Below are 22,075 nucleotides of genomic sequence, written 5' to 3' on the forward strand. Positions count from 1 at the left end.
AGAAACGACGATCGGATCGGGGCCGAACGCAGTGAGCACCGAGGTCTACCGGGACCCCTACGGCATCCCGCACCTGCGCGCCGACGGTCCGCGCGAACTGGCCCGCGCCCAGGGTCGGGTGACCGCGCGGGACCGCGCCTGGCAGCTGGAAGTCGAACGGCACCGGGCCCAGGGCACCACCGCCGCCTTCCTCGGCGCGGCGGAGACCGGCTGGGACGCCTTCGTGCGGCAGGCCAGGCTCGCCGACACCGCCCGCCGCTGCCACGACCGGCTGGACGCGGAGACGGCGGCCTGGGTGCGGGCGTACGTGGACGGGGTCAACGAGGGCCTCGCGGAAGGCGCCCGGCGAGCCCCGGAGTTCGCCGCGACCGGCCTGGAGCCGGGGCACTGGGAGCCCTGGACGCCGCTCGCCGTGTGGCTCTCCACCCACATCCTGTTCGCCGGTTTCCCCACCAAGCTGTGGCGCGACCAGGTCGCGCGCCGGCTCGGCGAGGAGTGGACGGAGCTGTTCGCGACGGACGGCCCCGGCACCGCGGGCTCCAACGGCTGGGTCGTCTCCGGCACCCGGACCGCGAGCGGCGCGGCGATCGTGGCGGGCGACCCGCACCGCTTCATCGAGGCGCCCGGCGTCTACCAGCAGATCCGGCTCTCCTGCCCCGAGCACGACGTCCTCGGCCTCGCCGTACCGGGCGTCCCCGGCCTCGCCCACTTCGGGCACACCGGCCGCGTCGCCTGGGCCATCACCAACGCGATGGCCGACTACCAGGACCTCTACCGCGAGCGCCTGCGCCGCCACCCCGACGGGCGCGTCGAGGCCCTCGGCCCGGACGGCTGGGAGCCCGCGACGGCGCACACCGAGACGATCCGGGTCGCGGGCGCGGCACCGGTCGCGATCGAGGTGATCGAGACCGCGCGGGGTCCGGTGATCATCGGCGCGGACGAGGGGAACGGCGGAGGCGGAGCCGCCCCGGGCACGGACGACGCGACCGGAGCGGACGGCGGGACCGGAGCGGACGGCGGGACCGGAGCGGACGGCGGGACCGGAGAGACCGGCGGCGCCCCGAGCACGACCGGCGCGGACGGCGGGACCGGCGCCCCGGGCACGAACGACACGAACGACACGACCGGCGTCTCCACCTGGGAGGCCGTCAGTCTGCGCTACCCGCCCCGCGTCACCGGCGAGTCGGGGTTCGCCGCGCTGCCCGCGCTGCTGCGGGCGCGGGACGTCGGGGACGTGGACCGGGCGCTCGACCGCTGGATCGAGCCGGTGAACGTCGTGCAGGCGGCCGACGTCGACGGCGGGCTGCTGCACCGGGTCGCCGGGTACGTGCCCGTGCGCGACCGGCTCAACTCGCTGCGGGTGGTGCCCGCCTGGGAGGCCGCGCACGCCTGGACGGGCGAGGCCGCGGCCACGCCCCGCGCCGAGGTCGGGGAGCGGGCCGTGATGGCCAACGCGCGCGGCCTCGCCGGGCCGCTGGGCGTCGAGTTCGCGCCGCCGCACCGCGCCGAGCGGATCACCGCGCTGCTCGACGCCTCGAAGACCTGGACGCCGGCCGCGATGGGCGCAGTCCACACCGACACCGACAACCCCTCCTCCCGCCGACTGCTCGACGCCGTACGGGACCTCGACGCGGCGACCCTCTCCCCCGCCGCCCGGGACGTGCGCGGCACGCTCCTCGGCTGGGACCGGCGGATGGACGCCGACAGCACGGACGCCGCCCTGTACGCGGCGGTGCGCGGGGCGGTCGTGCGCCGGCTCGCGGCGCACGAGGCGTTCACGGAGCTGCGGACGCCCGCCCCGTACCCCGAACTGTTCCGGCCCTGGCTGGCGCTGGGCCCGCGGGTGGCCTTCGCGCTGGAGACGCTGCTCGTCGGCGGGCCCGTACCGGCCGGGGACGTCCGCGGGATCGTGCGCGCCTCCCTGGAGGAGACCGGGGCGGCCGACGCGCCTCCCGCGTGGGGCGTGACGCACCGGCTGGCGCCCTGGCAGGCCCTGCCGGACGAGGAGCGCGCCCCCGACGCCGCGTGGCCCGGGCTCGCCGGTGACCACGACTGCGTCCTGTCGACGTCCTCCGTCCCCGGCTTCACCGACCGGGCCGCCCGTGCCTCGGCCGCCCGCTACGTCTGGGACCTGGCCGACCGCGAACGCAGCCTGTGGGTCGTGCCGTTCGGCGCCTCGGGGGTGCCCGGCGACCCGCACCACCATGACCAGCTGCCCCTGTGGCTGCGGGGCGGCCTCGCCCCGGTCGTCACCGACTGGAACGACCTCGTGAAGGAAGAGCATGAGCAGAACTGAGTACGTCCGGACCGTCGAGGGCTTCGGCACCGTCCGGGTCGACCGCATCGACCCCGAGCGGCACGCCGAGCTCATCCACCGCTGGGTGAACGAGGAGCGCGGCCGCTTCTGGGGCATGAACGGCACGAGCGTCGAGCAGGTGCGGGAGATCTACGCGCACCTCGACTCCCTCAGCACCCACCACGGCTTCCTGGTGCACCGGGACGAGGTGCCGGTCGGCATCTTCCAGACGTACGACCCCGAGGCCGACCGGATCTCCGAGTGCTACGCGTCGCAGCCGGGCGACATCGGCGTGCATCTGTTCGTCGCCCCCGCGGCCGCGCCGGAACGGGGCTTCACCGAGCGCCTGTTCGGCGTCCTGCTCGACTTCGCGCTGACCGACCGCACCCGGATCGTGGGCGAGCCGGACGCCGCCAACGAGAAGGTGCTCGCCCGGCTCGCGCGCAGCGGCTTCGAGCTGGGCCCCGAGATCACGCTCCCGGAGGTGGACCTGCCGGAGGTGTTCATCCCGGAGAAGCGGGCCCGGCTGGTCTTCTACACGGGGGCCTGACCGCTCAGCCGACGACCCGTCCGTTGACGATCACGCGCCGGGGCGCCGCCAGCGCGCGGACGTCGGCGCGCGGGTCCTCGGCGTAGACGACGAGGTCGGCCGGGGCGCCCTCCTCCAGGGAGGGGCGGCCCAGCCAGGCGCGGGCGCCCCAGGCCGTCGCGGAGAGCGCGTCGAGGGCGGGGATGCCCGCCTTCGTCAGCTCCTCGACCTCCGCGGCGACCAGGCCGTGCGCCAGCGAGCCGCCCGCGTCGGTGCCGACGAAGACCGGCACCCCGGCGTCCCAGGCGGCGCGGACCGTGTCGTACCGGCGCTCGTGGAGCCGGCGCATGTGCGCCGACCAGCGCGGGAACTTCTCCTCGCCGCCGTCCGCGAGGTGCGGGAAGGTCGCGATGTTGACCAGGGTCGGGACGATGGCGACGCCCCGTTCGGCGAAGAGCGGGATGGTCTCCTCGGTGAGCCCGGTGGCGTGCTCCACGCAGTCGATGCCCGCCTCGACCAGGTCGCGCAGGGAGTCCTCGGCGAAGCAGTGCGCGGTGACGCGGGCGCCGAGCCGGTGCGCCTCGGCGATGGCCGCCTCGACCTCGGCGCGCGGCCAGGACGGCGCCAGGTCGCCGAGGTCGCGGTCGATCCAGTCGCCGACCAGCTTGACCCAGCCGTCACCGCGCCGCGCCTCGCGTCCGACGTACGCGACCAGTTCGTCGGGCTCGATCTCGTGGGCGTAGTTGCGGATGTAGCGGCGGGTGCGGGCGATGTGCCGGCCCGCCCGGATGATCTTCGGCAGGTCCTCGCGGGCGTCGATCCACCGGGTGTCGGAGGGCGAGCCGGCGTCGCGGACGAGCAGCGTGCCGGCGTCCCGGTCGGTGAGCGCCTGCTTCTCGGCGGTGGCCTCGTCGACCGGGCCGTGCTTGTCGAGCCCCACGTGGCAGTGGGCGTCGACCAGGCCGGGCAGCGCCCAGCCCGCGACGGTCAGGGCCTCGCCGGCCAGGGCGCCGGGGCGCTCGAAGGTGATCCGCCCGTCGACGCACCACAGTTCGTCCCGTACGTCCTCCGGGCCGACGAGCACCCGCCCCTTCACATGCAGCACCACGTGATCGCTCATACGGGCACTCTACGGGCGCCGGTCGACCCCCCGGTCGTGCGTCCCGGTCTTGTGGGGCCGCCGGTCAGACGCGCCCGAAGAAGAGGCTGCCCGGGGCCTCCGGGTCGTCCGAGAAGAAGTACTCGCGCATGGCGCGCAGGAACTCCGGGCGCGAGATCACGCCGTCCCCGTCGGCGTCCATCCTGTGGAACGCGTCCATCGCGTCGGGTGCGGCGACCTTCCACACGTCGGTCAGCGCACGGGCGAACTCGTCCTCGCTGACCTCGTTGTCGCCGTCGACGTCCACCACGTCGAAGATCGAGTGGGCGATGGCGTCGGTGACGTTGATCCGGCTGCTGTCGATCGCCGCGCGGCGGCTGGCGGCGACGAACTGGTCCTTCGTGAGCCGGTCGCCGGCCACGCCCGAGTGGCGCAGCAGCTCCAGCCAGAACATCTGGAAGACGTTCCGGAGCGCCCTGGACCGGCGGTCCTCCGCGTCCAGCCGGTACGCCGTGGCGTAGCGGTCGGCGACCGCCCGGTAGTCCGCCCATTCCAGCTGCCCGTCGCCGTCGGCGTCCACGGTGTCGAAGGCGCGCTCCAGCTTGGCGGTGATGACGTCCTGCGAGGTGGTGGTCATGGACCCGTCCTTCCGTGATCTTGTCGCGAGCGAGCCCAGCATGGGGGCGGGGCCGGGCGGACCGGTATCGAACAGTCCCTAACCCACTCGATCCGGTGATCACGGCGCACGGGAGCGCCCGGCCGCGGCGACGGCCGCACCGCTTACGCTGGCACCAGCTCGATCCCGATGTATGCGACACCCATTCGACTCCGAAGAAGGCACTTCCGTGACCGTGACCCATCCGCTTCTGGACCTGGCCCCGCTGACCGCCGCGCACTTCGCGTCGATCGAGCGGCGGGTCGCCGCGCTGCTCCGCACCGAGCAGGACGTGGTGATCACCCAGGGCGAGGCGCTGCTGCCTCTGGAGGGCTGCATCCGCAGCGGCGCGCGGCCGGGCTCGACCGCGCTGAACATCGTCACGGGGCCGTACGGGCAGACCTTCGGCAACTGGCTGCGCGACTGCGGCGCGACGGTCGTCGACCTGGAGGTGCCGTTCCACACCGCGGTGACCGCCGAGCAGGTGGCGCGGGCCTTCGCCGAGCATCCGGAGATCGACTTCGTGTCCCTGGTGCACGCGGAGGCGGCGACCGGCAACACCAACCCGGTCGCGGAGATCGGCGAGGTCGTACGGGCCCACGGCGCGCTGTTCTACCTGGACGCGGTGGCCTCGATCGGCGCCGAGCCGGTGCTCCCGGACGAGTGGGGCGTCGACATGTGCATCATCGGCGCGCAGAAGGCGATGGGCGGCCCGGCGGGCGTCTCGGCGGTGTCGGTGAGCGCGCGGGCGTGGGAGCGGTTCGCCGCCAATCCGCAGGCGCCGCGCCGCTCGTACCTCTCCCTCCTGGACTGGAAGGAGCGGTGGATCGACGGCGGCCGCAAGGCGCTGCTGCACGCCCCGGCGCAGCTGGAGATGCTGGCCCTGGAAGCCTGCCTGGAGCGGATCGAGGCGGAGGGCCTGGACCCGCTGATGGCCCGGCACGCCTCCGCCGCGGCGGCCACCCGCGCGGGTGCGCTGGCGCTGGGCGGCGGCCTGGAGCCGTACGTGCACGAGGCGCGGGACGCGGCCCCGGTCGCCACGACGCTGCGCTCCCCCGCCGGCGTCGACGCCTCCGAGCTGGTGGCGAAGGCGCTGGCCGCGGACCCGTCGCTGCCGCTGATCGCGGGCGGCGGGGCGCTCGCCAAGGAGATGATCCGGGTCAACCACTACGGGGTGGACGCGACCCCGGGCGCCGTCCAGTCCTCCCTCGCGGCCCTCGGCGCGGCCCTCGCGGAGACGGGCCGCACGGTGGACCTGGAAGGCGCCCGCCGCGCGGTCACGGAGGCGTGGGGGCGCTGACGCGCCCGGTGTGACCGGGTGGCCCTGCTCTGCCACCAGGGGCCGTCGAGGGGCGCGTACGTCCGCGTCCCCCGGCGGCCCCTCGGCGTTTCCCCGTACGCGTACCCGTACCCGTACGCGTACCCGTACGGCGCGGGGTCAGCCCGCGATGACCTCCAGGGCCCGCTCCACGTCCGCCGAGGAGTTGTAGAGGTGGAAGGAGGCCCGCAGGTTGCCCGCGCGGGCCGAGAGGAGGACGCCCGCCTCGCGCAGGGCGTCGGCGCGGTCGCCGAGGCCCGGGACGCCGACGACGGTCGACTCGTCGGCGACGGGGGCGTGGCCGAGCTCGGTCAGGCCGGCCCGGAAGCGGGCGGCGAGGGCCTTGTTGTGGGCCTCGATGCGCTCGATGCCGACCTCCTCCAGGAGGGCGAGCGAGCGGGCCGCGCCGTGGTACGAGAGGAAGGCCGCGGGCTCGTCGAACCGGCGGGCCGAGCGGGCCAGTTCGCGCACCGGGCCGTAGCTGTTGACCCACAGCTCCTCGCCGGTGACCCAGCCCGCGTGGATCGGCAGCAGCGCGTCCTGGGCCTCCTCGGTGACGGTGAGGAAGGACGCGCCGCGCGGGCAGAGCAGGTACTTGTAGCCGCCGGCGACGGTGAAGTCCCAGTCCGCGGCGTACAGCGGCAGCCAGCCCGCCGACTGGGTGGCGTCGAGGAGGGTGCGGGCGCCGTGCGCGGCGGCCGCGGCGCGGATCGCGGCGAAGTCGGCGGTCCGGCCGTCCGCCGACTGCACGGCGGAGAACGCGACGAGGGCGGTCCCGGGCCGCACCGACTCCGCGAGCCGCTCCAGGGGGACGTAACGGAGCTTCAGGTCGCCCCGGATGGTGAAGGGGGTGCTGACGGAGGAGAAGTCGCCCTCGGGGAACAGGATCTCGGCCCCGGACGGCATGGACTGCGCCACCATGCCGACGTGGACGGAGACCGAGCTGCCGACCGCGACCCGGTCGGCGCCGATGTGCGCGATCCGCGCGAACGAGGCCCGCGCCTCGTCGACGAGGTCGAAACTGCCGGCGCCGTCGGGGCGCCCGGCCGCGGTCTCCTCGGCGAGGAGGGTGACGGCCTCGACCGTCCGGCGGGGCAGCAGGGCGCAGGCGGAGGTGTTCAGATAGGTCTGCTTGGGGGCGAACTCGGCTCCGCCCAGGGGCTCCAGAATGTCCATGCCCCCACCCTGGATTCCCCACGATCTCCCGTCAATTGACATAGATCATGGGGAATCTCCAAGTGGCGCTTATGCGTCGGTCAGCCGACGGGCGCCCCGGGGGTGGTCAGCAGGTGCCGCCGTCGACGTCGCAGGCCGCGGCGTCGCCGCCGACGGGCTGGAGGGTGCGGCCCTGCCAGGCCTGCTCAAGGGCCTGGGTGAAGACCTCGGCGGGCTGCCCGCCGGAGACCCCGTACTTCCGGTCGAGGACGAAGAACGGCACGCTGTTCGCGCCGAGTTCGGCGGCCTCGCGCTCGTCCGCGCGGACCGCGTCGGCGTAGGCGGAGTCGTCGGCGAGCACCGCGCGGACCTCGGCCTCGTCGAGACCGGCCTCGACGCCGAGGGCGACCAGGGTGTCGGGGATGAAGACCGAGCGCTCCTCGGCGAAGTTCGCCCGGTAGGCGAGGTCGAGGAGCTCGCTCTGCCGGCCGCGCTCCTTCGCCAGGTGCAGCAGGCGGTGGATGTCGAAGGTGTTGCCGTGGTCGCGGCCCTCGGTGCGGTAGCCCAGGCCCTCGGAGTGGGCGTTGGAGGCGACGTGGGCCTCCATGGCGCGGGCCTCGTCGAGGGTGCGGCCGTACTTCGTGGCCAGCATCTCCAGGACGGGCGCGGTGTCGCCCTTGGGGCTGTTCGGGTCGAGCTCGAAGGAGCGGTGCACGACCTCGACGTCGTCCCGGTGGGCGAAGGCGGCGAGCCCCTTCTCGAAGCGGGCCTTGCCGATGTAGCACCAGGGGCAGGCGATGTCGCTCCAGATCTCGACGCGCATGGTGGGTTTCTCTCCAGACGGGGGCGGGGTCGGGTGTCCATGGTGCGGAACGCCCCGACCTGCCGGTTTCATTCCGCCGCGGGCCCGGGGCCGAGTGTGAGCCGGAGCACGAGGTGGTCCCCGTGGCGCGGGGTGTCGGGGTCCGGGAGCCAGCCGCGGGCCGCGTAGAAGGCCCGGGCGCGGGTGTTCGGCTCGAAGACCTCCAGGCGGGCGGTGCGCACCCCGGCGGCGCGCCAGGCGTCGACGCAGGCGGTGTGCAGGGCGGTGCCGACGCCGCCGCGCCAGCGGGCGGGGGCGACGTGGAGCTGGGTGAGGTGGGTGGTGCCGTCCCGCTGCCCGTACGCGGCGACGCCGAGGAGTTCCCCGGCCGCGTCGCGGGCCCGGAGCACCCGCCCGCCGTCGATGGCCGCGGCCCAGCCGGCCCGGGAGCGGGCCAGTTCCTCGGGGCCCGCGAAGTCGGCGTCGGGGAGGTGGCCGCGGTAGTAGGTCGCGCGGGCCTCGGCGTGCAGGGCGGCGATGGCGTCCAGGTCGGCGGGGAGCGCGTACTGGATGTGCGGGTCGGTTCCGGTCATGTCCTGTCAGGACGCGGGGGCGAGGGGTCCGGTTGCGGGCGCGCCCAGCCGGTTGAAGGAGCTCCGGTAGGCGCTCGGAGTCAGGCCGGTCCTGCGCAGCAGGTGCTGGCGGAGCGAGTCGGCCGTGCCGAGACCGCTCGCCCGGGCGACCTGGTCCATGGGCAGGGAGGTGGTCTCCAGGAGTTCCTTGGCGCGTTCGACGCGCTGGTGCAGGAGCCACTGGAGCGGGCTGACCCCGGTCTCGGCGTGGAAGCGGCGGGAGAGGGTGCGGACGGAGACCCCGGCGTGCCGGGCCAGGTCGGTGAGGGTGAGCGGTTCGTCGAGGTGCTCCATGGCCCAGGCGCGGGTGCGGGCGAAGGAGGCGCCGCGCTCGGGCGGCAGCGGGGTGAGGGTGAACTGGGTCTGTCCGCCGGGCCGCACCGGCGCGACGAGGGCGAGCCGGGCCACGGTGTTGGCGACGGCGGCGCCGTGGTCGGTGCGGATGATGTGCAGGCACAGGTCGATGCCGGCGGCGTAGCCGGAGGAGGTGAGCACCGGGCCGTCCTGGACGAAGAGCACGTCGTCCTGGAGGTCGACGGTCGGGTGCCGTTCGGCGAGCTGCTCGCGGTAGGCCCAGTACGTGGTGGCCGCGCGGCCGTCCAGGAGCCCGGCGGCGGCCAGCGCGAAGGAGCCGGTGCAGATGGAGGCGATCCGCTTGCCCGCGGCGGCGGCCCGGCGCAGCGCGTCCAGGATCCGCGGGTCGGGGTCGGTGTACGAGCCGCTGCCGGCCAGGATCACGGTGTCGGCCGCGTCGGTGGCGTCGAGGCCCAGCGGGACGTGCAGGTCGAGGCCGCCGGTGGTGGCGACCGGGCCGGGGTCGGGGGCGCAGATGAGCGTCTCGTAGCCGGGGCCGCCGTCGACCTCGACCTTGGCGAACAGCATCTCCGGGATGGCGAGGTTGAACATCGAGGCGGGCGGGGCGGCGATCACCGCGACGCGGCGGACCCGGGACGACGGCATGGCCAGAACCTCCGGTCATATGGCATTCGGGCCACTACTCTACGGACCGCGCGCTCACCAAGCTGGGCGCATGACCTCGACCAACCTTCCCGAAGCCGCCGTCGCCGCCGCCCCTGACACCCCTGCCATCCCGGCCGCCCCCGGCGCCTCCGACGCCCCGGGAGCCTCCCCCGGCGCCGCCCTCGTCGCCGCGATGCTGGGCTTCGCGCTCATCACGCTCGACACCTCGGTGGTCAACGTCGCGCTGCCCGCGATCGGCGCGGATCTGGGGGCCGGGATGACGGGTCTGCAGTGGGTGGTCGACTCCTACACGCTGGTCTTCGCCGCGCTGCTGCTGTCCAGCGGGGCGCTCGCCGACCGGATCGGCGCGAGCCGCGCGTACGGCGTGGGGGTCGTCGGCTTCACGCTGGCCTCCGTCGCCTGCGGGCTCGCCCCGGGCCTGCCGACGCTCCTCGCGGCGCGTACGGTGCAGGGCGCGGCGGCCGCGGTGATGCTCCCGGCCTCGCTGGCGCTGGTGCGCGAGGCGTACGGCGACCCGGTGCGGCGGGCCCGCGCGGTGTCGCTGTGGGCGGCGGGCGCCACGGTCGCGGTGGCGCTGGGGCCGGTGGTGGGCGGCGCGCTGACCACGGCGTGGAGCTGGCGCGGGATCTTCTTCGTCAACCTGCCGCTCGGTCTGGTCGCGCTCGCCCTGCTGACCCGGGTCGCGGGCTCGGCGCGGCGGCCCGCGCCGCTGGACCTGCCGGGCCAGCTGACGGCGGCGGCGGCGCTCGGCGGGCTGACGTTCGCGGCGATCGAGGGCGGCCCGGCCGGGTGGTGGGCGCTGGGCGGCGCGGCGGTCGCCTTCGCCGCCTTCCTGGTGGTCGAGACGCGGCGGGAGCACCCGATGGTGCCGCTGGGCCTGTTCCGGGACCGGACGGTGGCGGTGGCCGTGACGGCGGGCTCGGCGAACAGCGTGGCGTTCTACGGGATGGTCTTCGTCTTCAGCCTCTTCTTCCAGCAGGTGATGGGGCTCGACGCGCTGGGCGCGGGCCTGATGTTCCTGCCGATGACGGGACTGCTGGCCGGGGTGAACGTGCTGTCGGCGAAGGTGGCGGCGCGGTACGGGCCCAGGCTGCCGGTCGTGGTGGGCCAGTCCGTCGCCGTCGCGGGACTGCTCGGACTGCTCACGGTGGACGCGGACACCTCGCGGGCGGCGCAGGCGCTGCTGCTCGTGCCGCTGGCGCTGGGGGTCGGCTTCTCGCTGCCGCCGCTGATCGCGGCGATGCTGGAGGCGGTCCCGGCCGAGCGGGCGGGCACGGCGGCGGGCCTGCTGAACGCGATCCGGCAGACGGCGGGGGCACTGGCCGTCGCGGTCTTCGGTTCGCTCGTCGCCCAGGGCATGGCGGCGGCGCTGCGGACCTCGCTGCTGATCAGCGCGGCGCTGCTGGCACTGACCACGCTCGGCGCGCTGCGGCTGCCGGGGCGCCCGGGCGGGCGGGCCTAGGCGGCCTTCCGGTACTGGCCCGGGGCCACCCCGTACTCCCGTTTGAATGCCTTGGCGAAGGCGAACTCCGAGGAGTAGCCGGAGCGTCGGGCCACGGTCCGCAGGGGCAGGTCGTCGGTGCGCAGCAGACGGCCGGCGGTCGTCATGCGCCACCAGGTGAGGTACGCGAGCGGGGGCCGGCCGACGAGGGCGGTGAAGCGGCGGGCGAACGCGGCCCTCGACAGGCCGCCGAGGGCGCCGAGTTCCTCGACCGTCCAGGCACGGGCCGGGTCGTCGTGGAGGGCGCGCAGGGCGCCGGCCACCGCCGGGTCGCCGAGCGCGGCGGACCAGCCGGTGGACCGGTCGGCGCGCTCGGCCAGCCACCAGGTGCGCAGCAGGTACAGCAGCAGGGTGTCGAGGAGGGCGGGGACGATGGTGTCGGCGCCCGGCTGGGGTTCGGCGAGTTCGGCGCCGAGCAGGTCGACGGCGGCGCGCAGCCGGGGGTGGGCGCCGACCCGGGCGGGGATGTGGACGTACGGGGGCAGGCCGGTGAGCAGGGGGTGGGCGCGGGACCGGCTCAGCTGGTAGGCGCCGCACAGCAGCAGGGTCTCCTCGGCACCGACGGGCCCGCGGTCCGGGAGGGTGGGCCAGGAGCCGTCGGGGGCGGGGACGGCGTCGACGAGCGGGGTGTCCGGGTGGTCGGCGAGGCCGTGTCCGGTGCCGTGGGCGAGCAGGACGACGTCGCCGGGGCCGAGCCGGACGGGCGCCGCGCCGGCGGGCGGCAGCAGCCAGGCGGCACCCTGGAGCACGACGTGGAATCCGGCTCCCTTGGTGGCGGGGAAACGCAGCCCCCAGGGGGCGAATCTGACGGTACGGGAGGAGTGCGGCCGGCCGGTGCGCATGGCGGCGATGGCATCGCTCAGTACGTCCATGCCCGGACCGTACCCTCGCGTCCGCGCCGCCCCGCACCCCGCGTCCGCCGGGCGAGACGAGCGGACATGGTGGGGAGCCGTCGGGACATGGATCGTCCCGCCGGGCGCTTCTAGCGTCGGGTCCATGGGAGACGACACGATGACGAGGGCCGTTCTGTTCCACGAGCTCGGCGGCCCCGAGGTACTGACCGTCGAGGAGGTGCCGCTGCGGGCACCCGGGCCGGGCGAGCTGCGGATCCGGGTGGAGGCGATCGGCCTCAACCGGGCGGACGCGCTGTTCCGTTCGGGCACCTACCACTACCGGGCGACGCTGCCCGGTTCGCGGCTCGGGTACGAGGCGGCCGGGGTGGTCGAGGAGGTCGGCGAGGGCGTCACGGCGTACGCGCCGGGCGACGCGGTGATGGCGGCGGCCAACTTCGACTTCGGTGTGCACGGGGTGTACGCGGAGCGGGTGGTGCTGGCGGAGGAGTACGTGGTGGCGCGTCCCACGGGGGTGGACGCGGTGACGGCGGCGGCGGCCTGGCTGACGTACTCGACCGCGTACGGCGGCATGGTGGAGGCGGGCGGGCTGCGCCCCGGGGACGAGGTGGTGATCACCGGCGCGTCCAGCGGGGTCGGCACGGCGGCCATCCAGACGGCGCTGCGGATCGGCGCGGTGCCGATCGCCACGACCCGCGGCGCGGGGAAGCGGGAGCGGCTGCTCGCGCTGGGCGCGGCGCGGGTGATCGCCACCGACACCGAGGACCTGGTGGCGGAGGTGCGGCGGCACACCGGCGGCCGGGGTGCCCGGGTCGCGTTCGACGCGATCGGCGGTCCCGGCTTCGCCGAGCTGGGCGGCGCCCTGGAGCGGGGCGGCACGGCGGTGCTGTACGGGTGGCTGGACCCGCGGCCGGCGGCCGTGCCACTGAACTGGCCGCTGACCGTGCGGGGTTACGCGAACGGGGCGGTGGTGCGGACGCCCGAGGGGCGGGCCCGGATGGCCGGTTTCATCGGCTCGGGGCTGCGCGACGGCTCGCTGGCGCCGGTGATCGCCGAGACCTTCGAGGGGCTGGCGGCGATCCCGGACGCGCACCGTCTGATGGAGTCCAACACCCACACCGGGAAGATCGTGGTGCGGGTGTAGGACCCCGGGGCGACAGACCGACAGGCCGACAGGCCGACACGCCTCCAGTCCCCCATGCCCCGGGGCAGCCGTGACGCGCGGCCTCAGAAGCGCGGGACGCCCAGCGGGTTGTCGTCGCGCAGCTCCGGCGGGAGCAGGTGTCCGGGGGTCGACTGGTAGGTGACCGGGCGCAGCCAGCGCTCGATCGCCGTCCCGCCGACGGAGGTGCCGGTGGAGGTGGTCGCCGGATAGGGGCCGCCGTGGTGCTGGGCGGCGGCGACGGCGACTCCGGTCGGCCAGCCGTTGACGAGGATCCGGCCGGCGAGCGGGGTGAGCTCGGCGAGCAGCGAGGCGGCCGCGGGGTCCTCGTCGGCGACGTGGAGGGTGGCGGTGAGGTTGCCGGGGAGCAGGCCGAGGACGGCGCCGAGCTGCGCGCGGTCGGCGTAGCGGGCGACGACGGTGACGGGCCCGAAGCACTCCTCCAGGAGCGGGTCGTGGCCGCCGGCGGTCAGCAGGCCGGCGTCGACGGTGAGCACTCCGGCGCTGACCGTGTGCTCGCCGCCGGCGCCCGGGGTGACGGGCGCGGTCACGCCGGGCAGCGCGGCCCGCTCGCGCACCCCGTCGACGAAGGCGCCGCGCATCCGGTGGTCGAGCATCACGCCGGGTTCGGTCTCGCTGACGGCGGCGGTGAGGGCGGTGACGATCCGGTCGCCCGCCTCCCCTCGGGGGGCCAGGACGAAGCCGGGCTTGGTGCAGAACTGGCCCTCGCCCAGGGTCATGGACCCGGCGAGTCCGGCGCCGAGCTCCTCGGCGCGCTCCTCGGCGGCGGCCGGGGTGATCACCACCGGGTTGAGGGAGCCGAGTTCGCCGTGGAAGGGGATGGGTACCGGGCGGGCGGCGGCGGCGTCGAAGAGCGCCCGCCCGCCGCGTACGGAGCCGGTGAAGCCGGCCGCGGCGACCAGCGGGTGGCGGATCAGCTCCACGCCCGCGTCGAAGCCGTGCACGAGGGAGACGACGTCGGCGGGGAGCCCGGCCTTGACGGCGGCCCGGCGCAGCAGCGAGGCGCAGAGCTCGGAGGTGGCCGGGTGGCCGGGGTGCGCCTTGACCACGACGGGGCAGCCGGCCGCGAGGGCGCTGGCGGTGTCGCCGCCGGGGACGGAGAAGGCCAGCGGGAAGTTGCTCGCCGCGTAGACGGCGACGACGCCGAGCGGGATCTTCATGCGCCGCAGGTCGGGGGTGGGCGGGGTGGTGGCCGGGTCGGGCCGGGAGATCCGCACGTCGAGGAAGGCGGCCGCGTCGACGATGTCCGCGAAGGAGCGCAACTGGGCGGTGGTGCGGGCGAGTTCGCCGGTGAGCCGGACCGGCCCGAGGGCGGTCTCCGCGTCGGCGGCCTCGATGACGTGGTCGCGGGCCTCGTCGAGGAGGTCGGCCGCCGTCCGCAGCAGCGCGGCGCGGGCGCCCCGGTCGGCGAGCGCGTCGAGGGCGGCGTGGGCGGACCGTACCGCCCCGTCGATCTCCTCGGCCGTGGCCTCCACCGCGACCTGCTCCCGCGGCTTTCCCGTCCGGGGGTCCACGCTCCACACTGGTTCTGCCGCCACCGCCACGCACCTCGTTCGCTATTCTGAACACTGTCCAGGTAGGTGAATCCTGAGCGGACTCTATTGACGGCCCAGCCGTCTCCACAAGTGGCTTCCGGAAGAGGGGCGAGGGCGATGCCGTCGAACGACGCGGGTGGGGCCCAGGTCAAGTCCGCCGTGCGGACCGTGGAGTTGCTGGAGTTCTTCGCGGGGCGGCCCGGCATGCACGCGCTCGCCGCCGTCCAGGAGGCCGTCGGCTATCCGAAGTCCAGCCTGTACATGCTGCTGCGCACCCTCGTCGAGCTCGGCTGGGTGGAGACGGACGCGACCGGCACGCGGTACGGCATCGGCGTGCGGGCGCTGCTCGTCGGCACCTCGTACCTCGACGGCGACGAGGTGGTGGCGGCGGCCCGGCCCACCCTCGACCGGCTGTCCGACGACACCGCCGAGACCATCCACCTGGCCCGTCTCGACGGCACCAGCGTGGTCTACCTGGCGACCCGTCAGTCCCAGCACTACCTGCGGCCGTTCACCCGGGTCGGGCGCCGGCTGCCGGCGCACTCGACCTCGCTCGGCAAGGCGCTGCTCGCCACCCACACCGACGAGCAGGTGCGCCAGCTGCTCCCCGAGACGCTGCCCGCGCTCACCGAGCACACCGTCACCGACCGCGAGCAGCTCATCGAGGAGCTGCGGGCCGTCCGCGAGCAGGGCCACGCGGTGGACCGCGAGGAGAACACCCTGGGGCTGCGCTGCTTCGGCATCGCGATCCCCAACCGGACCCCGGCCCGGGACGCCATCAGCTGCTCGGTGCCGGCGGCCCGGCTGACCCCGGGGCACGAACAGCTCATCAAGGACGCGCTGTTCGACGCGCGCGACCGGCTGGCGCTGGCGACCCGCCGGCTCTGAGCGGCGCCGACGGCCACCGGTCGCGACCGACAGCACAGCACAGCACGGCACCCACCGAGCCCTGACGGCGGGCCGTCTCCCCCGTGCGGCGGAGGCGGTTCGTCTTCCGGCAGGAGGTGCCGGGGCGGGTCCGGACGGGACGGTGGGGTCATGACCGCACCGACGCTCCCCGCTCCCGCCGCCACCGTGCCGGCCGGCTCCCTCCGGCCGGTCCTGCGCACCCTGGCGATCCTCGCCTGCCTCCCGTACATCGTGCTCAAGGTCGTCTGGGTGGCCGGCGGCCGGCTCGGCATCCCGGACGGGAGCGTCCTGCTCGACCACCCCACGATGATGGGCGTGGCCAACGGGGTCTCCGTGCTCGCCGACGCCGTCGTGGTGCTGCTCGCGCTGCTGCTCACCCGGCCGTGGGGGCTGCGGGTGCGGGCCTGGCCGCTCCTCTTCCCGCTGTGGGCGGCGATCGGCCTGATCGCGCCGATCATGACGGCCTACCCGGCCCAGCTCGCCGTCTCCCTGCTGGGCGGCGACGGCGGCGGCAGCTCGGAGCCGCCGCACGCGCCCTTCCTCGACGCCTGGGTCTTCCCCGTCGTCTACGGCGGCTTCATCCTCCAGGGCCTCAGCCTCGGCACCCTCTTCGTCCTGTACGCCCGCGACCGCTGGGGCCGGGTCTGGAGCGGGCGGCTCCGGGAGCTGCCCGCCGGGGCGGGCACCCCGTGGCTGCGCGCCGCCGCCGTCACCGGGGCCGTGCTGGCCCTCGGCCCGGCCACCCTGTGCTTCCTGTGGGCCTCCGGCTCGACCACCGGCCTCTCCGCCGGCCTCGCCGCCGCGTACGACTCCGACCGGGCGGTCGTCGACGCGGTGCGCGGGATCTTCCTCCTGGTGGCCGCCGTCGCCGTCCTCCTGCTCGTCCTGCGCCGGCCCGGCGGTCTGCGGGTGCGCACCGTCCTGGGCGTCTCCTGGGTGGCCTCGGGTGCGGCCGGGTGCTGGGGCGCGTACATGACGCTGGTCTCCCTGCTGCCGGCGACCGAGGCCGGGAAAGGCCCGGCGGGCCTGATGGTCACCGCCTACGCTGGCGAGATGATCACCGGATTCCTGCTGGCGGGCTGCCTCGCGCGCGTCCTCGGCCGCCGGAGCGCGGCGACGTGACACGGTCCTGGGGCGCCCTCTTCGGGCAGTCGGCCCGGCGGCGGTGGCTGCACCTGATCCTCGGCGGCGCGCTGTTCATGCCGTACTGGCTGGTCGGCACGGTGGCCGTGGGGCCGTTCACGCCGGGCGGGAACGTCTTCGGCGGCGCCCTCCGCTTCCAGCTCGCGGCGTACGCCGTCGGACTGCCGCTCGCCGCCCTGACCGCGCTCTTCCCGCTGGCCCGGCCGATGTCGGTGGCGGCGGCGCGGGCCCTGTGCGGGGTGGCGCCGGGCCGGTTCGCCGACGGGCCCGCCCGGGGCCGGGCCGCCAGGGCGCGGACCGCCGGGTGGTTCACCCTCCACCTCGGGACGGGCGCCCTGCTCGCCGGGGCCACCCTGGCGCTGCCGCCGTTCGCGCTCGCGGTGGCCGCGCTGCCGTTCTCGGCGGCGCTGCGCGACTCGGAGGTCGGCCGCTTCTGGCACCTGGACCGGCCCTGGCTCGCCTGGGCCGGGCTCCCGCTCGGGCTCCTGCTGCTGCTCGCCCTCGCGGCCGCCGCCGCCGCGACGGGCGCGCTGCTGGCCCACGCGGCGCCCCGGCTGCTCGGGCCGAGCCCGGCGGACCGGCTCGCGGCGGCCGAGCGGCGCGCCGCCGAACTGGCCGTGCGCAACCGGCTCGCCCGCGAGCTGCACGACTCGGTGGGGCACGCGCTGAGCGCGGTCACCCTCCAGGCCGGTGCCGCCCGCCGGGTCCTGGAGGCGGACCCCGGCGGCGCGGACCTCGGATTCGTACGGGAGGCGCTCACCGCGATCGAGGAGACCACCCGCCGGACGGTCGGCGAACTCGACGCGGTCCTGGGCCTGTTGCGCAGCGGCGAGGACGACGGCGAGCTCGCCGCGCCGGGCCTGGACGCGCTGGACGCGCTCCTGAAGGGGGCCGGGCCGGGGGTGGCGCTGACGGTGAGCGGGAGCCTGGTGGAGGTGCCGGACGCGGTGTCGCGGGAGGCGTACCGGATCGTGCAGGAGGGGCTGACCAACGCCGTGCGGCACGCGCGGGGCGCGAGGGTGACGGCGCGGATCGCGCTGTCGGGGGACGAACTGGAGATCACGATGGAGAATCCGCTGCCCGGCACCCCGCCGGTGGCCCGCCCGGACGGCGGTCGCGGCCTGCGCGGCATCGCGGAACGCGCCCGGCTGCTGGGCGGCACCGCCCAGGCCGGCCCGGCGGACGGGATCTGGCTGCTGGCCGCGCGGCTGCCGGTGGGCGCGGGCGGGGGGAGGGGCTGATGGGCGGCGGCACGATCAGGATCGTCCTCGCGGACGACGAGCGGATGGTCCGGACGGCGCTGCGGGTGATCCTGGACGCGGAGCCCGGCCTGGAGGTCGTCGGGGAGGCCGCCACCGGCGCCGAGGCGGTCTCGGTGGTGCGGGAGCTGCGGCCCGACGTGGTCCTGATGGACGTCCGGATGCCGGAGATCGACGGCATCCAGGCGACCCGGCGGATCCTGGCCGCGCTGCCGGACCCGCCCCGGATCGTGGTGGTGACCACCTTCGAGAACGACGCCTACGTGTACGACGCGCTGCGGGCGGGCGCGGCCGGGTTCCTGCTGAAGCGGGTCGCGCCGGAGGAGCTGGTGAGCGCGGTGCGCCTGGTCGCGCACAGCGAGTCGCTGCTCTACCCGGCGGCCGTCCGGGGCCTCGCCGCCGAGCACGCCCGCCGCCATCCGCCGCTCGCGCCGTGGGCGGCCCGGCTCACCGAGCGGGAGGCGGAGGTGCTGCGCCGGATGGCGAAGGGGCTGACCAACGCGGAGATCGCCGACGGGATGGGGGTGGGCCCGGCGACGGTGAAGACCCATGTGGCCGCGGTGCTGGCGAAGACGGGCGCGCGGGACCGCACGCAGGCGGTGATCGCCGCGTACGAGTCGGGGTTCATCACCCCGGGCTGAGAGCCGCGGGGCCGGCCGGACACGGGGGTGCCGGCCGGTCCCGCTCCCGCCCGCGGGCCGCATGAACGTTTCCTGAGAAAGCTGAGAAAGCTGAGAAAAGGGACACATCCGGAACGCCTGCCGCCGTTCCGTTCGTCCCCTCTAGCGGGATGAACAAGACGATCAGGCGCGCCTCGGTCTTCTCGCTGCTCCTGGTGCTCGCCCTGCTGGGCCGGGCCACCTGGGTGCAGGCGTACGAAGGCAAGGCCCTCGCGGACGAGAAGAGCAACCGGCGGAACACCATCGCGCAGTACGCGCAACCGCTCGGGAACATCATCGTGGCCGGTTCGCCGGTCACCGGTTCGAAGGAGACGAAGGGCGGCGACCTCGCGTACAAGCGCGACTACACCGACGGCAAGCTCTACGCGGCGGTCACCGGGTACAGCTCGCAGGCGTACGGCGCGACGCAGCTGGAGGGGATCTACTCCGATGTCCTGGACGGCACCGACACCCGGCTGAAGAACCCGGTGGACGCCGTCACCCGCAAGCAGGCGGAGCCGGGCTCCGTCCTGACGACGATCGACCCGGCCGTGCAGAAGGCCGGCTACCAGGCGCTCGGCAACAAGAAGGGCGCGGCGGTCGCCATCGACCCGAAGACCGGCCGCATCCTCGGCATGGTCTCGACGCCCTCGTACGACCCCTCGAAGATCGCGGGACTCACCGACGGCGCGACGTGGCAGCAGCTCACCGAGGACGAGGACAAGCCGCTGGTCAACCGGGCGCTGCGGCAGCCGCTGCCGCCGGGTTCGACGTTCAAGCTGGTCGTCGCGGCGGCCGGTCTGGAGGACGGCCTGTACGGCTCGGTGGACACGCCGACGCGCAGCCCCAACCCGTACAAGCTGCCCGGCTCGACCCGCTACCTGGAGAACGAGAACGCCTCGGCGCCCTGTGAGAACGCCACCATCCGCACGGCGCTGCAGTACTCCTGCAACAACGTCTTCGCGAAGATGGCGGTCGACCTCGGCCAGGACAAGGTGAAGGCGATGGCGGAGAAGTTCGGCTTCAACGACAAGGAGCTGGACGTCCCGGTCCGCGCCTACGCCAGCGTCTACCCGTCCGGCATGGACAAGGCGCAGACGGCGCTGACCGGCATCGGCCAGTTCGACGTGACGGCCACCCCGCTCCAGATGGCCATGGTGTCGGCGGCCATCGCCAACGACGGCCTGATGGCGAGCCCGCACATGGTCTCCCAGGTGGTCGACTCCGACGGCGACGCCCTGAAGACCTTCGAGGACGGGGACACCGAGCGGATCGTCTCCTCCGCCACGGCGGAGCAGCTGCGCAGCGCGATGCAGACGGTGGTGCAGAAGGGCACCGGCGGCAACGCGGCGATCGACGGCATGGAGGTCGGCGGCAAGACCGGCACCGCGCAGCACGGCGAGAACAACAGCAAGACGCCGTACGCCTGGTTCACGTCCTACGCGAAGGACCCGGCCACCGGCAAGGAGGTCGCGGTGGCGGTGATGATCGAGGACTCGGGCGCGGCGCGCTCGGAGGTCAGCGGCAACGGCCTGGCGGCCCCGGTGGCGCAGAAGATGATGAAGGCCGCCCTGAAGTGACACCCGGAGGGGAACGCGCCGCGCTGACGTGACAGCCGGAGGGGAACGCGCCGCGCTGACGTGACGGCCGCCCCGGGGTGACGTAACGGCCGAAGTGCCGTGGAAGCGGGGGCCGGTGGAACGACCGCCCCCGCTTCACGATATGCAGGGCGCATGCTCTCCACCGCACGCCTGCCCCGCTCCCCCTCCGGCTGGACCATGGCCGTCTTCGGCACCCTCGCCGCCGCCCTGGGGGTGGTGGGCCTGGTGTCCCCCGACACCACGATCCGTCTCATGGGTCTGACCCCCATACCCGGCGCGGACCGGGCGGACGCGGACCACACCCTCCTCTTCCTGACGGCCTCCTCCATGGCGGCCCTCAACATGGGCGTCTACTACCTGCTGGCCGCCCTGGCCGACTGGAAGCCCTTCTTCCGCTGGACGGTCCCCTTCCGCCTCCTCACCTGCACCGTCTTCACCCTCGCCGTCGTCACCGGCCGCGCCCCGGCCGGCTTCCTGGGCGTGGGCCTCTGGGAGGGCCTCGGCGCCGTGGCCACCGGGGTGGCCCTGCGGTACGAGAAGCGCGCCGGGCGGACCGAGGCCGCGTCCGCCGGCTCCTAGGGCGGGGCCGGCGGGCCCGGGCCCGGCCCGGGCCCGGGCCCGCCGAATAGGGCATCCGCCCGATCCGGAGGGGGCGCCTCAGACGTCAGCCTGCGGGAATGCGCCTTCCTCTCTACCTCTGCGCCGTCCTCGTCTCGGGGTTCGGCACCACCGCGATGTGGCTGGTCTCCGGGATCTGGGTGAAGTCCCTGACCGGCTCCGACTCCCTCGCGGCACTCACCGCCTTCGCGCTCTGGGCCCCCGCACTGTTCGGTCCGCTGCTCGGCGGACTCGTCGACCGGGTGCCCCGGCGCCCGCTGCTGGTCGCCGCGAACCTGGCCATGGCGGCCCTGCTGCCGCTGCTCCTGTGGGTGGACCGGGCCGACCGGGTCTGGCTGCTCTTCGTCGTGCTCCTCGTGTACGGGACGCAGGGCGCGATCCACGAGTCGGCGGAGGCGGCGCTCGCCGCGGGCGCGCTCGACCCGGAGCGGCTCGGGTCCTTCAACGGGCTGCGGATGACCGTGAACGAGGCCATGAAGCTGGTCGCCCCGCTGGTCGCCGCCGGGCTCTTCGCGCACTACGGCGGCGGGCCGGTCGCGCTGCTCGACGCGGCGACGTTCGCGGTGGCGGCGGGCGTGTTCGCGCTGCTGCGGGTGCGGGAGGCGCGGATACCGGCGGCGGCCGGCGGGCGGGGCCGGATCGCGGAAGGGGTCCGGCTGGTGTGGGGCGTGCCGAAGCTGCGGGCACTCGTGGTCGCGGGCGGCTTCGCCATGTTCCTCGCCGGGCTCAACGGCGCCGCCGTCTACGCCGTGGTGGACCGGGGGCTCGGGCACGCCCCCGCGTACGCCGGTGTCCTGTACGCCGCGCAGGGCGCGGGCTCGGTGGCGGCGGGCCTCGCGGCGGGCCCCCTGCTGCGGCGGGTGCCGGAGCGGGGCCTCGCGGCGGGCGGGCTGGCCCTGTTCGCCGTGGGGGTGGCCGCGCGGACCCTGCCATACGACGCGGTGGCCCTGGTGGCGAGCGGGGTGATCGGGGTGGGGCTGCCGTGGGTGCTGATCGCCGCGATGACGGCGGTCCAGCGGGGCGTGCCGGCCGAGGCCGTCGGGCGGGCCGCCGGCACCGCGAACACCCTGGTCTTCGTGCCGAACGCGGTGGCCCTGGCCGTGGGGGCCGGACTGGTCGCGGTGCTGGACGCCCGGGTGCTGCTGCCGGTGGTGGCGCTGGCGGGGCTCGCCGGCGCGGCGGTGCTGGCGGGCGCGCCCGGGGCACGGCGGGGCCTCGCGCGGGGCGGCCGGGCCGGTCGCGGAGGCTCGACCGCGACGTGACCGCCGTCCCGCCCCGGAACGACTTGCCCGCGAGAGCGGCGACCAGGCCGGGCCGGTCGCGGGGACTCGACCGCGGACTGACCGCCG

Annotated in this window: 20 protein-coding genes; 12 read left to right on the plus strand and 8 right to left on the minus strand. The window is 75.3% G+C overall.

The features are described from left to right. The first annotated feature begins 31 nt into the window (after positions 1–31). Together AB0Q96_RS05140 and AB0Q96_RS05145 are read left to right on the plus strand one after the other, a co-directional pair. The gene (locus tag AB0Q96_RS05140) at positions 32–2,296 is read left to right on the plus strand and encodes a penicillin acylase family protein (protein ID WP_365321820.1); all 2,265 of its coding nucleotides are present in this window, start codon (positions 32–34) and stop codon (positions 2,294–2,296) included. Beyond that, positions 2,283–2,846 carry a GNAT family N-acetyltransferase gene (locus AB0Q96_RS05145; protein ID WP_365321821.1) on the plus strand — a complete coding sequence of 188 codons (564 nt, stop codon included), beginning with the start codon at positions 2,283–2,285 and terminating at the stop codon, positions 2,844–2,846. The genes AB0Q96_RS05140 and AB0Q96_RS05145 overlap by 14 nt, the downstream gene beginning before the upstream one ends. A gap of 4 nt (positions 2,847–2,850) precedes the next feature. On the opposite strand, the gene AB0Q96_RS05150 is transcribed toward AB0Q96_RS05145, so the two are convergent. Next, positions 2,851–3,945 carry an amidohydrolase family protein gene (locus tag AB0Q96_RS05150; protein ID WP_365321823.1) on the minus strand — a complete coding sequence of 365 codons (1,095 nt, stop codon included), beginning with the start codon at positions 3,943–3,945 and terminating at the stop codon, positions 2,851–2,853. Between the two features lie 64 nt (positions 3,946–4,009). After that, on the minus strand, positions 4,010–4,561 hold the full coding sequence (locus AB0Q96_RS05155) for an EF-hand domain-containing protein (RefSeq protein ID WP_365321825.1): 552 nt from the start codon (positions 4,559–4,561) through the stop codon (positions 4,010–4,012). Positions 4,562–4,775: 214 nt separating this feature from the next. On the opposite strand from AB0Q96_RS05155, the gene AB0Q96_RS05160 reads away from it, so the two are divergent. Further along, positions 4,776–5,879: an aminotransferase class V-fold PLP-dependent enzyme gene (locus AB0Q96_RS05160; protein ID WP_365322472.1), complete on the plus strand. Its 1,104-nt coding sequence runs from the start codon at positions 4,776–4,778 to the stop codon at positions 5,877–5,879. A gap of 138 nt (positions 5,880–6,017) precedes the next feature. On the opposite strand, the gene AB0Q96_RS05165 is transcribed toward AB0Q96_RS05160, so the two are convergent. From AB0Q96_RS05165 to AB0Q96_RS05180, 4 genes are all read right to left on the minus strand, one after another. After that, on the minus strand, positions 6,018–7,073 hold the full coding sequence (locus tag AB0Q96_RS05165) for an aminotransferase class V-fold PLP-dependent enzyme (RefSeq protein WP_365321826.1): 1,056 nt from the start codon (positions 7,071–7,073) through the stop codon (positions 6,018–6,020). Positions 7,074–7,179: 106 nt separating this feature from the next. Then, positions 7,180–7,875 carry a DsbA family oxidoreductase gene (locus AB0Q96_RS05170; RefSeq protein WP_365321828.1) on the minus strand — a complete coding sequence of 232 codons (696 nt, stop codon included), beginning with the start codon at positions 7,873–7,875 and terminating at the stop codon, positions 7,180–7,182. Positions 7,876–7,943: 68 nt separating this feature from the next. Continuing rightward, positions 7,944–8,447 (minus strand): GNAT family N-acetyltransferase, encoded by a 504-nt coding sequence (locus tag AB0Q96_RS05175; RefSeq protein ID WP_365321830.1) that lies wholly within the window; start codon positions 8,445–8,447, stop codon positions 7,944–7,946. Between the two features lie 6 nt (positions 8,448–8,453). Continuing rightward, on the minus strand, positions 8,454–9,446 hold the full coding sequence (locus AB0Q96_RS05180; RefSeq protein WP_365321832.1) for a helix-turn-helix domain-containing protein: 993 nt from the start codon (positions 9,444–9,446) through the stop codon (positions 8,454–8,456). 70 nt (positions 9,447–9,516) lie between these two features. Here AB0Q96_RS05180 and AB0Q96_RS05185 point away from each other — a divergent pair, with 70 nt between their 5' ends. Further along, positions 9,517–10,929: an MFS transporter gene (locus tag AB0Q96_RS05185; protein ID WP_365321834.1), complete on the plus strand. Its 1,413-nt coding sequence runs from the start codon at positions 9,517–9,519 to the stop codon at positions 10,927–10,929. On the opposite strand, the gene AB0Q96_RS05190 is transcribed toward AB0Q96_RS05185, so the two are convergent. Beyond that, on the minus strand, positions 10,926–11,840 hold the full coding sequence (locus AB0Q96_RS05190; protein ID WP_365321835.1) for an AraC family transcriptional regulator: 915 nt from the start codon (positions 11,838–11,840) through the stop codon (positions 10,926–10,928). The two genes, AB0Q96_RS05185 and AB0Q96_RS05190, sit on opposite strands and share 4 nt — an antisense overlap. 124 nt (positions 11,841–11,964) lie before the next feature. On the opposite strand from AB0Q96_RS05190, the gene AB0Q96_RS05195 reads away from it, so the two are divergent. Beyond that, positions 11,965–12,963 carry a zinc-dependent alcohol dehydrogenase family protein gene (locus tag AB0Q96_RS05195; protein ID WP_365321837.1) on the plus strand — a complete coding sequence of 333 codons (999 nt, stop codon included), beginning with the start codon at positions 11,965–11,967 and terminating at the stop codon, positions 12,961–12,963. Positions 12,964–13,046: 83 nt separating this feature from the next. On the opposite strand, the gene AB0Q96_RS05200 is transcribed toward AB0Q96_RS05195, so the two are convergent. After that, on the minus strand, positions 13,047–14,540 hold the full coding sequence (locus AB0Q96_RS05200) for an aldehyde dehydrogenase (NADP(+)) (RefSeq protein WP_365321839.1): 1,494 nt from the start codon (positions 14,538–14,540) through the stop codon (positions 13,047–13,049). Between the two features lie 114 nt (positions 14,541–14,654). Between AB0Q96_RS05200 and AB0Q96_RS05205 the strand changes: the two genes are divergently transcribed. From AB0Q96_RS05205 to AB0Q96_RS05235, 7 genes are all read left to right on the plus strand, one after another. Beyond that, positions 14,655–15,425 carry an IclR family transcriptional regulator gene (locus AB0Q96_RS05205; protein ID WP_365321841.1) on the plus strand — a complete coding sequence of 257 codons (771 nt, stop codon included), beginning with the start codon at positions 14,655–14,657 and terminating at the stop codon, positions 15,423–15,425. Between the two features lie 150 nt (positions 15,426–15,575). After that, on the plus strand, positions 15,576–16,568 hold the full coding sequence (locus AB0Q96_RS05210) for a hypothetical protein (protein ID WP_365321843.1): 993 nt from the start codon (positions 15,576–15,578) through the stop codon (positions 16,566–16,568). Beyond that, positions 16,565–17,830 (plus strand): histidine kinase, encoded by a 1,266-nt coding sequence (locus AB0Q96_RS05215; protein ID WP_365321845.1) that lies wholly within the window; start codon positions 16,565–16,567, stop codon positions 17,828–17,830. Before AB0Q96_RS05210 ends, AB0Q96_RS05215 begins: the two co-directional genes overlap by 4 nt. Then, positions 17,830–18,489: a response regulator transcription factor gene (locus AB0Q96_RS05220; RefSeq protein WP_365321847.1), complete on the plus strand. Its 660-nt coding sequence runs from the start codon at positions 17,830–17,832 to the stop codon at positions 18,487–18,489. Before AB0Q96_RS05215 ends, AB0Q96_RS05220 begins: the two co-directional genes overlap by 1 nt. A gap of 149 nt (positions 18,490–18,638) precedes the next feature. Beyond that, entirely contained in the window at positions 18,639–20,087 is a 1,449-nt protein-coding gene (locus tag AB0Q96_RS05225; protein WP_365321849.1) for a penicillin-binding transpeptidase domain-containing protein, read from the plus strand. Positions 20,088–20,240: 153 nt separating this feature from the next. Then, on the plus strand, positions 20,241–20,687 hold the full coding sequence (locus AB0Q96_RS05230; RefSeq protein WP_365321851.1) for a hypothetical protein: 447 nt from the start codon (positions 20,241–20,243) through the stop codon (positions 20,685–20,687). Positions 20,688–20,785: 98 nt separating this feature from the next. After that, positions 20,786–21,988: an MFS transporter gene (locus AB0Q96_RS05235; protein ID WP_365321853.1), complete on the plus strand. Its 1,203-nt coding sequence runs from the start codon at positions 20,786–20,788 to the stop codon at positions 21,986–21,988. Positions 21,989–22,075 lie beyond the last annotated feature (87 nt).

Source organism: Streptomyces sp. NPDC093111 (assembly GCF_040683955.1).
Classification (GTDB): Bacteria; Actinomycetota; Actinomycetes; order Streptomycetales; family Streptomycetaceae; genus Streptomyces.

Coding starts and splice junctions, on each gene's coding strand:
- AB0Q96_RS05150 (WP_365321823.1), bottom strand. CDS start 3,945: ATGAGCGATCACGTGGTGCTGCATGTGAAGGGGCGGGTGCTCGTCGGC.
- AB0Q96_RS05225 (WP_365321849.1), top strand. CDS start 18,639: ATGAACAAGACGATCAGGCGCGCCTCGGTCTTCTCGCTGCTCCTGGTG.
- AB0Q96_RS05165 (WP_365321826.1), bottom strand. CDS start 7,073: ATGGACATTCTGGAGCCCCTGGGCGGAGCCGAGTTCGCCCCCAAGCAG.
- AB0Q96_RS05220 (WP_365321847.1), top strand. CDS start 17,830: ATGGGCGGCGGCACGATCAGGATCGTCCTCGCGGACGACGAGCGGATG.
- AB0Q96_RS05175 (WP_365321830.1), bottom strand. CDS start 8,447: ATGACCGGAACCGACCCGCACATCCAGTACGCGCTCCCCGCCGACCTG.
- AB0Q96_RS05190 (WP_365321835.1), bottom strand. CDS start 11,840: ATGGACGTACTGAGCGATGCCATCGCCGCCATGCGCACCGGCCGGCCG.
- AB0Q96_RS05210 (WP_365321843.1), top strand. CDS start 15,576: ATGACCGCACCGACGCTCCCCGCTCCCGCCGCCACCGTGCCGGCCGGC.
- AB0Q96_RS05205 (WP_365321841.1), top strand. CDS start 14,655: ATGCCGTCGAACGACGCGGGTGGGGCCCAGGTCAAGTCCGCCGTGCGG.
- AB0Q96_RS05170 (WP_365321828.1), bottom strand. CDS start 7,875: ATGCGCGTCGAGATCTGGAGCGACATCGCCTGCCCCTGGTGCTACATC.
- AB0Q96_RS05195 (WP_365321837.1), top strand. CDS start 11,965: ATGGGAGACGACACGATGACGAGGGCCGTTCTGTTCCACGAGCTCGGC.
- AB0Q96_RS05180 (WP_365321832.1), bottom strand. CDS start 9,446: ATGCCGTCGTCCCGGGTCCGCCGCGTCGCGGTGATCGCCGCCCCGCCC.
- AB0Q96_RS05155 (WP_365321825.1), bottom strand. CDS start 4,561: ATGACCACCACCTCGCAGGACGTCATCACCGCCAAGCTGGAGCGCGCC.
- AB0Q96_RS05235 (WP_365321853.1), top strand. CDS start 20,786: ATGCGCCTTCCTCTCTACCTCTGCGCCGTCCTCGTCTCGGGGTTCGGC.
- AB0Q96_RS05230 (WP_365321851.1), top strand. CDS start 20,241: ATGCTCTCCACCGCACGCCTGCCCCGCTCCCCCTCCGGCTGGACCATG.
- AB0Q96_RS05145 (WP_365321821.1), top strand. CDS start 2,283: ATGAGCAGAACTGAGTACGTCCGGACCGTCGAGGGCTTCGGCACCGTC.
- AB0Q96_RS05185 (WP_365321834.1), top strand. CDS start 9,517: ATGACCTCGACCAACCTTCCCGAAGCCGCCGTCGCCGCCGCCCCTGAC.